General features: G+C 42.0%; 7 protein-coding genes. All 7 read left to right on the plus strand.

Annotated features, from left to right (window positions below; translation table 11 throughout):
- Positions 1–15: 15 nt before the first annotated feature.
- Positions 16–2913 (plus strand): hypothetical protein, encoded by a 2898-nt coding sequence (locus FZ941_RS06020; protein ID WP_148887211.1) that lies wholly within the window; start codon positions 16–18, stop codon positions 2911–2913.
- A 63-nt stretch (positions 2914–2976) separates the two neighbouring features.
- On the plus strand, positions 2977–4152 hold the full coding sequence (locus tag FZ941_RS06025) for a family 1 glycosylhydrolase (protein WP_148887212.1): 1176 nt from the start codon (positions 2977–2979) through the stop codon (positions 4150–4152).
- A 266-nt stretch (positions 4153–4418) separates the two neighbouring features.
- Complete coding sequence (locus FZ941_RS06030) at positions 4419–5267, plus strand: hypothetical protein (RefSeq protein WP_148887213.1); 849 nt, start codon at positions 4419–4421, stop codon at positions 5265–5267.
- Positions 5268–5281: 14 nt separating this feature from the next.
- Positions 5282–6811, plus strand: coding sequence for an accessory Sec system glycosyltransferase GtfA (gene gtfA / locus FZ941_RS06035; protein ID WP_148887214.1), 1530 nt, complete (start codon positions 5282–5284; stop codon positions 6809–6811).
- A 30-nt stretch (positions 6812–6841) separates the two neighbouring features.
- Positions 6842–8170, plus strand: a complete 1329-nt coding sequence (gene gtfB, locus FZ941_RS06040; RefSeq protein ID WP_148887215.1) for an accessory Sec system glycosylation chaperone GtfB — start codon at positions 6842–6844, stop codon at positions 8168–8170.
- Between the two features lie 70 nt (positions 8171–8240).
- Complete coding sequence (locus FZ941_RS06045; RefSeq protein ID WP_045498459.1) at positions 8241–8417, plus strand: hypothetical protein; 177 nt, start codon at positions 8241–8243, stop codon at positions 8415–8417.
- Between the two features lie 431 nt (positions 8418–8848).
- Positions 8849–14008, plus strand: a 5160-nt coding sequence (locus FZ941_RS10895) for a KxYKxGKxW signal peptide domain-containing protein (protein ID WP_187418389.1), incomplete at its 3' end; no start/stop codon positions are given.

The raw sequence follows: 14008 nt of genomic DNA on the forward strand, positions 1-14008 counted from the left end.
AGAAAATGTATATTTATGGGTAAGAATAATAAAGCAAAATCAAAGGGGTTTAAGCGCGTTATATCGAAGTTTAAACGATTGGTGACGGAGGATGATAATTATTATGATCCGGATGCAGCCATCTTAAAACCTATTAGCCGAAAACCCCAAGAGCAGAATCAGGTTGTGTTAGGTGTTAATGAAGAATTAAAACCACAGACAGAACCAATTTCTATTATGGAAGACTTTGAGGATTTTCAAGCCAATAATAGCTTGGTAGTAGATGATCTGATAAAAAATGTCAGTCAAAGTTTATCAATGAGCGTTTCGACCTCAATGAGTTTGTCTGCTGAACATTTCGATAGTGGCTCTGTTTCAACAAGCGAGAGTTCTCTTCAAGATTCGCTGTGGGGAAATGATTCATTAGAGACTTATTCTTTAGACTCTTCTCATATTATCGATCAGTCAGATTCAGAATCTGAGCTGGTTCTTGAAGATGAATCTCTATCCGCTTCTATCAGTGCAAGTGAGAGCCTTTCTGAGTCTGAATACTGGGGTATCTTTGAATCTGAATCTCTCAGCATATCAGAATCAGATTCACTCTATGAGAGTGAGTGGTTATCTGCTTCTATTAGCGCCAGTGAGAGTCTTTCCGAGTCTGAGTACTGGAGTATCTTTGAATCTGAATCTCTCAGCATATCAGAATCAGATTCACTCTATGAGAGTGAATGGCTATCCGCTTCTATCGGTGCAAGCGAGAGCCTTTCCGAGTCTGAGTACTGGAGTATCTTTGAGTCTGAATCTCTCAGCATATCAGAATCAGATTCACTCTATGAGAGTGAATGGTTATCCGCTTCTATTAGTGCCAGTGAGAGTCTTTCTGAGTCTGAATACTGGAGTATCTTTGAATCTGAATCTCTCAGCATATCAGAATCAGATTCACTTTATGAGAGTGAATGGTTATCCGCTTCTATCAGTGCAAGCGAGAGCCTTTCCGAGTCAGCTTCTATCCTTCTTAGCGAATTTGTTTCAACTTCGGTAGCGGATAGTCAGTCAGTTTCTCTGTCAGAATCCATTAGTGCTAGTCTGAGCCTTTCAGAATCTGAGTCTCTAAGTGCCTTAGAAGAGGCTTCTCTGAGTCTTTCAGATTCAGTTTATGAGAAGGAAGCTGATTCACCTTCAGTAAACGAGAATAAACCGGATACTTTCTTGATTTCTCTTAGCACTAGCCTGAGCCTTTCTACTTCTGAGTGGCTGGCTCAGTCTGAGTTTACTTCACTTAGCCTTTCGGCATCTGAATCTTTGAGCATCAGTCAGTCTCTATCCTTGAGTGAAGCATTTTCTCAACTTCTTTTCGAATCTGAATCAGCCAAGGAGAGTCAGCGGCTATCAGAATCACTTAGCCATAGCCAGTCCCTTTCTCTTTCAGAATCTTTGAGTGAGTGGACAGCAGAATCTCTCAGTCTCAGCGAGTCAATCTCTTTGAGCGAGTCAATTTCCCTGAGTGAGTCCGTTGCCGAGTATACTTGGTTAAGTTCTTCATTGTTGGTTAGCGCCTCTGTTGCTCAATCCGAATTGGAAAGCCAATTGGCATCAATTTCCGAGTCTATTAGTGTCTCAGAATCTCTCAGTCAGAGTGTGAGCGTCTTCACTTCTTTCAGCTTGAGTGAGTCAATTTCCTTGAGTGAATCCGAAAGTCTCAGTGCGTCAAGCTCCTTCAGTTTGAGTGAGTCAACTTTCTTGAGTGAATCTGAAAGCCTTAGTCAGAGTCTCAGCCTTTCAGAATCCTTGAGCCAGAGTGTCAGCACTTCACTCTCTTTGAGCCTCAGTGAGTCAATTTCAGTCAGTCAATCTGAACAAGAGAGCCAGAGCCTTAGTGTGTCAGAATCCTTGAGTCAGAGCGCAAGCATTTCGACTTCCTTTAGTTTGAGCGAATCACTTTCCGAGTATACTTGGCTCAGTTCGTCACTCTCAGTTAGTGCTTCTGTTGCCCAATCTGAATTGGAAAGCAAGTTAACATCGATTTCCGACTCTATTAGTCAGAGTGCTTCAATCTCTCTGAGTGTTTCAGAATCTCTTAGTCAGAGTGCAAGCCTTTCAACTGCCTTTAGTTTAAGTGAATCAGTTTCCTTGAGTGAGTCTGAAAGCCTTAGTCAGAGCCTCAGTGTTTCAGAATCCTTGAGTCAAAGCCTGAGTGTTTCAAGCTCCTTGAGTTTGAGTGAGTCTGAAAGTCTTAGCCAGAGCCTCAGTATCTCTGAGTCATTAAGTGAGAGTGCGAGTCTTTCAACTTCTTTAAGTTTGAGTCAATCAATTTCAGAGTACAATTGGATCAGTTCTTCACTCTCAGTTAGTGCTTCTGTTGCCCAATCTGCATATGAGAGCAAGTTAATTTCAGTTTCAGAGTCGGCTAGTCAGAGCACCTCAACCTCTATCAGTCTTTCAGAATCTCTTAGTCATAGTGTCAGCATCTCAACTTCCTTTAGTTTGAGTGAATCGATTTCCCTAAGTGAATCAGAGCAAATCAGTCAAAGTATTGTGAGAGTTTCCTTATCTGAGTTTTATAGTATTTCAGTCTCAGAGTTGCTTTCTTACAGACAGAGTGTTTCAGAGTCTAAGTCAGTATCACATAGTTTACAAGTCTCAGAATCTCTGTCACTTAGCTTGTCTCGAACAGAATCAATGCGTCTTGCCTATCAACAAGAATCGCTTGATAGTATGAACCTTGCATCTCAGGAACTTTCAGAGGCGGTTGCACTATCTCAAGAAAGCTTGTCTGTTCAAGTGTCTACAACTCCAAACTTGAGCGTGACAGATCAAGAGGCATATCAGATGGTAAGACCAGGTTTACAGCCAATTTCTCCTGACTTAAAAAATGTCGCTAGTACATTATCTGGATTGGCTTCTATCGCTCAAAATAAGAAAGATCAGCGATAATTTTAAAGATACTAGAGGATACAATAGTATCCACATATATTCACAAAATCAAAAGGAGTCATTATGATTAGAAATACGATGCCCAACAGCAATAAAGGTTTGGGAACGACGGATGTATTACCAATTAGTGAACCACGTATAGGAGTACTGACAGGGGAAATCAACTACAAAAAAGTACCAATAGGTGCCTATGATCTTCTGGGGCAATTTACTTTAGCGAGTCAACCGGATTATGTTAGTGATTTGAATATGATTCAATCGATGGGCTTCAATGTTTATAGAATTTCTATTTCTTGGGCACGAATTTTCCCAACTGGTGAAGAAGCGCAGCCAAGTGAAGAAGGTTTGAAATATTATGAAGCTATCATTGATCAAGTGTTGCAAAAGGACATTGAACCGATTGTAACTTTAAGTCATTTCGATCTTCCCCTTCATCTGTATGAAAAATACGGCGCGTGGAAGAGCCGCAAGATGATTGAACTTTATGAGCATTATACAGAAGCTGTTTTCAGACATTTTAAAGACAAGGTAAGATATTGGATTACTTTTAATGAATTTAATATTTTACATCATTTACCATATCTTGGTGGCGGTCTGTCCTTTGAAGATGGAGAAAATCGAAACCAACGAATCTGGCAGGCGGCTCACTATCAATTGGTCGCTTCGGCACGTGCTGTTAAGCTTGGAAAATCAATCAACCCAGAATTTCAATTTGGTGGCATGTTGGTAGTTAGTCGTAACTATAGTCAGAATCTAGATAGTGCGATTGATGCGATGGAAGCAGAAGTCAAGAACCGTGAAAACTATGTCTTTACAGATGTACAAGTTCGTGGTTCTTATCCAAACCATTTCTTGCGCCGATTAGAGCGTGAGCAGATTGCTTTGGATATTGAAAATGATGACTTCTTTGACTTACGAGTCGGAAAGGTTGATTTTGTTAGCTTTAGTTACCATGCATCTAGTAATTCTCAAGAAGTCTTTATAAATAAATATGGCTATAATAATACCAATAAGAATCCAATTGATCCTGTAGGTCTTCGCCTAGCTATGAATAATCTTTATGACCGCTATCAAAAACCACTGTTTATTGTGGAAGATGATTTGGTATTAGATGAGTCAGATAGCCTGTCAATAGAAGAGCTAAAAACAAATATTCAAGAGATTGTGAAAACAGTAGAATATGATGGTGTTGAGCTTCTGGGCTACACGCCTCTTAGTTGGGTAGATCTTAATTTCTAGAATAGATGCTTTTAGATCTAGTTACCTTTTATGAAAATACCTGAATGGATTGCATGTCGTCTATTCAGGTGTTTTTGTTTATAAAACCAGATGCAAATAATCTTAAAAAATCATCGAAATAGTTGATGAATAGGATTCTATCTCCTCCTGTAGAATTCGGATTTTTTTGATCTGAGGCTTAGAAAACAATGGTAATAAGCGTCATTTTATGCTACAATTGATAAGATAGTATATAATTAGAATAAATGAAGAATAGAGGGAGCAGAATGAGACTTAAAAAGACCTTATTTGGTAACTATCGCGCCAAGGAAGTTGAAGAATACATTGAATCGTTAGAAGAAGGATTTGATAGTGAAATTCGTAAAAAGAATGAGAAAATTGAATCTTTACGTAAAAAAATTGATGCTTTAAAGAACCAAGAAAGAGAAATCGGTGAAGCCGTCGTTTATGCTAAATCGCTGATTATTGAAGCACATGAAAAGGCAGAAAAAGAGGCTCAAGAGGTTCTAGAAAAAGCCCAGAAAGACTTCTTACAAGTAAGATCGTCTATCCTTGAAGAAATCGATGAATTGACGAAAAAACGTCTTGAAACGGAACAGCTCTATAAGGCACAAAAGGAAAAAATCAAAGAGCTTCTTAGTCAAATTGGTCAGATTCTAGACGAAGAAACTTTAGAGGGTCAAATTGATATCGCAAGTCTAATCGAGGAAGCTTCGGAAGACGACGAATTTGCAAGCATATTTGATACTCCTTTAGAGGAAGATGAAGCTACACATTTGTTTGATACGCCTTTGGAAGAAGACGAGGCTTCAAATGAGCAAGTTGAAGCTGAAAGTCTATTCGATGAAGCTTCTCTTGAAACGCATGAAGAAGAAGTAAATGAATCAGATGTTTTTGGTGAGGAAGAAGTCCCAGTAGAAATCTCTGCTCCACAAAAAGAAGTTGTAAATATTGAGCAAACATTTGCTAAGACAGGTACAGATAGCTCTGTTCCCGTTACTTACTTCACTTCTCCTGTCAAAAAGTCTAAAGACGAAGATAAAGAAAAAGAGAAAAAGAAGAAAGGAAAAATCATCAAACGCCTTTCAAGAATTAAAAAAGATAATCTTTTGTAAGAGGAACATGGTTTATGACAATTTATAACATCAACCTAGGAATTGGTTGGGCAAGCAGCGGGGTTGAGTACGCACAAATTTATCGTGCAAAATTGCTTCGCAGTGTGGGCTTAGAGGCAAAATTCATCTTTATGGATTTTATTTCAGCCGATAATATTGAACATTTGACGAAGAATATCGGCTTTGAAGACTCTGAGGTCATCTGGCTCTATCAATATTTTACAGATGTTAAGATTGCTCCAACAACCTACACTCTAGCACAAGTCTTAGCTAGTTTTGATAGAGAACCTCTAGAAATCGTCCGTAATCCTGAGAACAAGACCTTTCGGATCTTGTTTGGAGATAATGATTTCGTAACGTGCTATTCATGCGATATGGATAATGAACTGATTGAGCGGGCAGAGATTGTTTCGCGTGGCTGTCTCATTCAGAAAGAATATTATACTTATACCAAAAACTTTATTGAATACTATAGTCCTGTAGATGGTCGGGCTCGTCTCTACCAACGGACTTGGCTCAATGAAGATGGTAGTGTGGCTTACGAAGAGATTATCGATGAAGTAGACGGTAAGCCAGAAACGCAAGTTTATCGTTTTCCAGATCAGGTCTTCTACTCCAAGCAGGAGTTTGTTGCTCATTTCATGAGAAGCTTGAAGTTGACAGATAAGGATTTACTGATTCTAGACCGAGAGACAGATATTGGCCAGCCAATCTTCGCCAATAAGGGGGCTGCTAAACTAGCTGTCATCGTTCACGCAGACCACTTTAGTGAAAATCCCGCAGAACAAGATTATATCCTGTGGAATAATTACTACGAGTATCAATTTGAATACGCAGAAGAAGTGGACTACATCATCAACTCGACGGATGCTCAAACAGAGCTGCTGAAAGAGCAGTTTGCTCAATATACCGACATCAAGCCTAAGAACATTTTAACTATTCCTGTGGGTAGCTTGGATCAGCTGCGCCGACCAGAAGGTCAGCGGAAGCCTTTTGGTTTGATGACAGCTTCTCGTTTGGCCAGTGAAAAGCATATTGATTGGCTGATTCACTCTGTAGTGAAGGCGCATGAGCAATTACCGGAAATCACTTTTGATATCTACGGTACAGGCGGTGAGGAAGCTATGCTGCGGAAGTTGATTGCGGATTTGAAGGCAGAAGATTATATTCGATTGATGGGGCATCATCATATGGCGGATATTTATAAGAATTATTCTGTTTATCTAGCTGCATCTACAAGTGAAGGTTTTGGTCTGACTCTGTTGGAAGCAGTTGGCTCTGGTCTGCCCATCATTGGCTTTGATGTTCGTTATGGCAATCCGACCTTTATCCGTGATGGAGAAAATGGCTACCTAATTCCCAAGGCTCGTCCAGATGATCTAGATGCTATGACGACAGAGTATGCGGAAAAGATTGTTCAGCTATTAACTCAACATTCTCAAGAAGATTTGTCCCGTGTATCCTACGAGGTAGCTGAGCCTTACCTTGATGAGCATATTGCCCAGCGCTGGTCTGATCTTGTCCGATCTGCTCAGACCAAGTAAGTAGGAATCAGAAAGAAAGGCATAACCACTATGATTTGTTTGTTTGACCGCTATGATCAAGCAAGTTTTGATTTGTTACGTTCATTAAAAGCAACAGGACTTGATTGTCCTGTTGTTGTTGTACAAGACGATGGCTATCTTTCACCAGATGTCGAGTCTCCTTACAGTTATTTTACAGGAGATTTGGATACACCAGAAGGCCGGCCGATTTATTTTAATCTTGTCCCGAAACCTCACCTATGGGAGATTCGCTCCAGCAATGTGAATGGCGAAATCTTAGATATGGGCAAGAAGCGTGCCAATATTTTCTATCGCCAACCGACGCATGAAAGACGTGTGCGGGCTGTCGAATGGTTGGATACAGAGGGGCAGGTTCGAGCAGCAGATATCTACAATCGCAAAGGACGCCTTTTCGCACAAATAACCTATGATCAGACACAACGTCCGACCCATACTCGTTATTTTGACCAGAACAATGTCGTAGTCATTATGGAAAATCATCTGACTGGTGATATCATCTTGACACTTGAAGGAAAGCGTCATATCTTTAAATCTAAACAAGAATTTGTCGTCTTTTATCTGCAATATCGTGGATATGATACAGATCGTATTATTTATAATTCTCTAGCAACCCCCTTCTTGGTGGCCTATGCTCTTCGTCCTAAAAATGGTCGTGCAGAAGATGTTCTTTTCTGGCAAGAGCCTATCGGAGAATCCTTACCTGGTAATATGAAAGTAGCTATGAAAATGCCTCATCGCAATATCCGCATCGCTGTTCAGGACAGGCAGGTATATGAGAAAATTCAAAGCTTGGCAACACCGGAAGAAAAAGTCTATTTCCACAATATTGGTTATATTTATGATTACCAACGTCTTAATAATATGAATCCAGAAGCCTTGATTTTGACCAATAGTGATCAGCTTGAGCAAATAGAGCAGCTCTTGACTCAGCTGCCAAATGTACATTTCCATATTGGAGCCATCACAGAAATGTCTGGCCATTTGATGGGGCTCAATCGTTATCCGAATGTTTCGCTTTATCCAAATATTCGTCCGGCAAAGGTTGCAGAGCTTTTTGAGAGATGTGACTTGTATCTAGATATCAATATCAGCGATGAAATCCTTAATGCTTGTCGCACAGCCTTTGAGAACAACATGTTGATTCTCAGCTTCAAAAACACTTGCCATAGTCGTCGATTTATTGCGGATGATCACATTTACGCACCAGAAAATGTCTCAACCATGGTGGATAAGATTCAAAGTGTCCTTGCCCACTCATCAGAGATGGAAGCAGCACTTACTAGACAGAAACAGGCTGCTAATCAAGCTAGTTTGGAGCAATATAAGGCCATTCTTTAACCAGATACATGAGAACTTGCTTTCGATGAGGGCAAGTTCCTTTATGCAGATTTAGTAAGGGAGGACAATCATGCCAGAGAAGCAAAAGGGAATTCTGCAGGAACATATCAACGAGCAACTAGATAATCGTAGGAGACCGTTGAAAAGAGAGAAGCAAGAGTTTAGTATGATTGCAGTGTTAGGTGGCATTCTTTTTCTTATCACTCTCTTGGTCACAATCATCATGCAGTTGGGACACTTTTTCTAGGATTTTTTCTGGATGGAGGAGGTCTCTGGAAAAGATGAACCTTGACGAGCAAATCGTCAAGGTTTTTTTGCCTCTATCTAATTGAACTAGTGTGAAAGGGGGAGTAGGGGGTTCGAAAGATAATAAAACGCTTTCAACAATTTGAAGCTTAAAAGCGGATTTTCTGAAAAAATTAGCTATTTTCATTTGTTATTTTACATATAATTACTTGAAAAGGGGAATCCGTTTTGGTAAAATGATGAGTGTTATATACTGGATAAAAACGGCTGGTATATCCCAGATGGAATCTGCTTTTTCTGAGTCAAAGGGATAAAAACTGAAACTGACTGCAACTTTTATTAACTCTGGTTTTGGGAGGCAGCGCAATCTACACTTTGTTAATGGTCATGAGATTAACAAAGGGTCGCAATTGGATAAAAGAAAGGAATCGAATGTTTCGAAGTAAAAAATTTAACAAAGATTTCGAGATCGTAGATGAGAAAAAGCGTTATAAGCTTTACAAGTCGGGTAAAAACTGGGTAAAAGCCTCGAACTCTCAATTGGATCTCTTCCGTATCGGTGGGATGGGCGAAGTTGTCTCTAGTACCCTGTCAGACACTGAAGAACTTGATCACGCACACCTTAGTTTTAACACGCTAGCGGGTATAGGGGGAATCCTGGCCGCGGGGGCTGCAGGATTTGTGATGACTCAAGAGCAAACTGTTTATGCGGATGAAACATCTGAGTATACAGAAAAGGATAAAACAGTCATCGCAGCTGAACCGAAAGTAGCTGAAACAACTGAAACAAGTGCCAACTCAATCATCGCTCAAGCGCAAGCGGAAGTAAAGAAAGCCCAAGCAGAACAAGCATCTGCAACAGCTTCTGTATCAGTCAGTCAATCTGTTGAGGATCAAGCGAGTGCGAGTCAGTCAGTTTCAGTCAGTCAATCTGCCTCAGCAAGTCAGTCAGCTTCAGTCAGTCAATCTGCCTCAGCAAGTCAATCAACATCAGCTCCTACATCAGTCTCAGCAAGTGCAAAAGCATCTGCATCAGTAAGCTCTACACCATCAGCCTCAGCGAGCGCTCAAGCACCTGCCTCTGTAGTTGAGAGTACATCTGTTGTTAGCGAACCATCAGCTCAGGCTTCTGTGTCTACCTCAGCTTCTGCATCGCTCAACCTTAAGGTCAACCTTGCGGCAAGTCTTGTATCAGGTAGTGCTAACCAAAGTTTGGCAAGTGCAGCTCTTAGCACAAGCCAAGCAGCAACAACTAGCAACAACATCGCAGCTGGTGTTGTAGCAGATAAGAACCAAGCCCAAGGTAAGGAGACAGCCAAGCAAGCTGAGAAAAACCAAAAGGTAGACAATACTGTTTCTGTCTCACCTAAGAAATCAGGGTATACTGGATTTAGAGCAAATATAGTCGATACTGGTTCAAAAGAACCTTTCTTTCTAAATACTGACCCATATAGTACCAATTCTCCAGAAACAACTGGTCGTTTAAATAGACAACGGCTCTTTCAGGGACGAGAAGGTGTACCTTTCTCAGTGACATATTATATGCATAAGTCTCAATTTGATGCGGACGAAAATCCCTACGGTTCATATAAGGATAGTGAGCTTGCAGGACTTTCTCCAATAAAATCTACAGGGACTCGAAGCTGGGAAGAAGTACAAGCAAAATACAATATTACCTCGGAAACAGGTCGTGTGGAAGTGGCACCCGGACGTTATGTTCCATATATAACTTTCAAGAGTGACAATCCAAAAGCATTTAACGATGTTGTTTATTTAAATGCGACCTTTGACGGACGTAGTTTTCCTCAAACCAACATAAGAATAACTCTTACTACTAGTCAGTTTAAGGGTCCTGCCATGACGTATGATGCTGAAGGGAAACATGAAGCACTGGCGCCTCTTGCAAAATATAAGGTAGGAGACACAGTTAATGAAACTATATATTTCCATAATGATAAACAGTATAGATATGAGCAAGATGCTAAAAATGCTATTAGCTTGTACACTGGTAATGGTGGTTGGACCAAATATATGGGCTTGAGGTTCGTTCAAGGGGTGGAAAGACGTGCTGATTTTACCTATGTTCCAAAAGTCACTATTACAGGGAAGGTTTTAACTGAAAATCCTAATATGCTCGTCAAACATAATGATGGATTGGGAGGTCAGGATGCTGAATTCTTTAGTTATCTAGGTCGTCCAGAGGAAGTTGTAACTGAGGTTGCGCAGGAGTCAATTATCAACAAGAGCAAAGACTCACTAACTCCTTCCCCTGAACCACTAGTTCCTGAGATTGAAGTCGGTAAACGAGTTAATGAAACTTTATATGTTCATGATGGTAATAACAAAGGAGATAAGTCTGTTGGTTCTTGGCAAAGTTCTTACCTTGCAGATCAAGCGGTTGAACTGATTCATGGTAAGAAAGAACTAGAAGCACTTGGATTAACAGTTACTACTAGAACCAATGAATCAGGGGCTGGTAAAACTGGTTATATCCCATCTATCCAAATTTCTGGGACGCCTACTAAAACAGGAACTGTAACACTTAAATATAAGATTACTGACGAAGCAGGACAGCTTAACTTTAAGGACATTCAAGTAAATATTAAAGAAAGCGGATCCCTTAGCCAATCAGTTTCAGCATCAGTATCTGCAAGTCAAAGTGCTTCAGCATCTATCTCATCAAGCATCAGTGCGAGCCAATCAGCATCAAGCTCAGCAAATGCAAGCCAAAGTGCCTCAGTAAGCGCGAGCCAATCATCGTCTGTATCAGCTAGCCAAAGTGCTTCAGCTTCTGTAAGTGCAAGTCAATCAACTAGCGCATCAGTAAGCGTAAGCCAAAGTGCCTCAGCTTCAGTATCATCAAGCATCAGTGTGAGCCACTCAGCATCAAGCTCAGCAAATGCGAGCCACTCAGCATCTGTATCAGCTAGCCAAAGCGCCTCAGCTTCTGTAAGTGCAAGTCAATCAACTAGCGCATCAGTATCTGCAAGCCAAAGTACCTCAGCTTCTATCTCAGTAAGCGCGAGCCAGTCTGCGTCAATTAGTGCGAGCCAAAGCACTTCAGCATCAGTAAGTGCAAGTCAATCAACTAGCGCATCAGTAAGCGTAAGCCAAAGTGCCTCAGCTTCAGTATCATCAAGCATCAGTGCGAGCCACTCAGCATCTGTATCAGCTAGTCAATCAGCATCAGCTTCTGTAAGTGCAAGTCAAAGTGCTTCAACATCAGTAAGTGCAAGCCAAAGTGCTTCAGCAAGTGCAAGCCAGTCAGCATCTGTATCAGCTAGCCAATCAGCATCAGCTTCTGTAAGTGCAAGTCAAAGTGCTTCAACATCAGTAAGCACAAGCCAAAGTGCTTCAGCAAGTGCAAGCCAGTCAGCATCTGTATCAGCTAGCCAATCAGCTTCAGCATCAGTAAGTGCGAGTCAAAGTACTTCAGCATCAGTAAGCGCAAGCCAAAGTGCTTCAGCTTCAGCATCTAACAACCAGAACTCAGCTTCTATCTCAGTAAGCGCGAGCCAGTCAGCGTCAATTAGTGCGAGCCAAAGCGCTTCAGCATCAGTAAGTGCTAGTCAATCAGCATCTGTATCAGCTAGCCAATCAGCAAGCGCATCTGTAAGTGCAAGTCAAAGTGCTTCAGCTTCAGCATCTGTAAGTGCAAGCGACTCAGCGTCTGTATCAGCTAGCCAATCAGCAAGCGCATCTGTAAGTGCAAGTCAAAGTGCTTCAACATCAGTAAGCGCAAGCCAAAGTGCCTCAGCTTCAGCATCTAACAACCAGAACTCAGCTTCTATCTCAGCAAGCGCGAGCCAGTCTGCGTCAATTAGTGCGAGCCAAAGCGCCTCAGCATCAGTATCAGCAAGCATCAGTGCGAGCCAATCAGCATCTGTATCAGCTAGCCAATCAGCTTCAGCATCTAACAACCAGAACTCAGCGTCTATCTCAGTAAGCGCAAGCCAAAGTGCCTCAGCTTCAGCATCTAACAACCAGAACTCAGCGTCTATCTCAGTAAGCGCGAGCCAGTCTGCGTCAATTAGTGCAAGCCAAAGTGCTTCAGCTTCTGTATCAGCAAGCACAAGCATGAGCAACAGCGTATCTGCCTCAATCAGTGCAAGTCAATCAGCAAGCACAAGCATGAGTAACAGCGTGTCTGCCTCAATCAGTGCAAGCCAATCAGCTAGCGCGTCAGTATCTGCAAGTCAAAGTACTTCAGCATCTGTATCAGCTAGCCAATCAGCTTCAGCATCTAACAACCAGAACTCAGCGTCTATCTCAGTAAGCGCGAGCCACTCAGCGTCAATTAGTGCGAGCCAAAGCACTTCAGCATCTATCTCAGCAAGCATCAGTGCTAGCCAATCAGCCTCTGTATCAGCTAGTCAATCAGCTTCAGCTTCTGTATCTGCAAGTCAAAGTACTTCAGCATCAGTAAGCGCAAGCCAAAGTGCCTCAGCTTCAGCATCTAACAACCAGAACTCAGCGTCTATCTCAGTAAGCGCGAGCCAGTCTGCGTCAATTAGTGCAAGCCAAAGTGCTTCAGCTTCTGTATCAGCAAGCATCAGTGCTAGTCACTCAGCATCTGTATCAGCTAGCCAATCAGCAAGCACAAGCATGAGCACCAGCGTGTCAGCGTCAATCAGTGCATCTGAATCAGCAAGCACAAGCATGAGCACCAGCGTGTCAGCGTCAATCAGTGCATCTGAATCAGCAAGCACAAGCATGAGCACCAGCGTATCTGCCTCAATCAGTGCAAGTCAATCAGCAAGCACAAGCATGAGTAACAGCGTGTCTGCCTCAATCAGTGCAAGCCAATCAGCTAGCGCGTCAGTATCTGCAAGTCAAAGTACTTCAGCATCTGTATCAGCTAGCCAATCAGCAAGCACAAGCTTGAGTAACAGCGTGTCTGCCTCAATCAGTGCAAGCCAATCAGCTAGCGCGTCAGTATCTGCAAGTCAAAGTACTTCAGCATCTGTATCAGCTAGCCAATCAGCAAGCACAAGCATGAGCACCAGCGTGTCTGCCTCAATCAGTGCAAGTCAATCAGCAAGCACAAGCATAAGCACCAGCGTGTCTGCTTCAATCAGTGCAAGTCAATCAGCAAGCACAAGCTTGAGTAACAGCGTATCTGCCTCAATCAGTGCTTCAGTATCAGCAAGCACAAGCATGAGCACCAGCGTGTCTGCTTCAATCAGTGCAAGTCAATCAGCAAGCACAAGCTTGAGTAACAGCGTGTCCGCATCAATCAGTGCATCTGAATCAGTAAGCACAAGCATGAGCAACAGCGTATCAGCTTCAATCAGTGCTTCAGTATCAGCAAGCACAAGCATGAGCAACAGCGTATCTGCCTCAATCAGTGCTTCAGTATCAGCAAGTGCAAGCATGAGCAACAGCGTATCTGCCTCAATCAGTGCTTCAGTATCAGCAAGCACAAGCATGAGCAACAGCGTATCTGCCTCAATCAGTGCATCAGTATCAGCAAGCACAAGCATGAGTAACAGCGTGTCTGCCTCAATCAGTGCAAGCCAATCAGCTAGCGCGTCAGTATCTGCAAGTCAAAGTACTTCAGCATCTGTATCAGCTAGCCAATCAGCAAGCACA

The sequence above is a fragment of the Streptococcus sp. Marseille-P6264 genome, from assembly GCF_902460355.1.
Lineage (GTDB): Bacteria > Bacillota > Bacilli > Lactobacillales > Streptococcaceae > Streptococcus.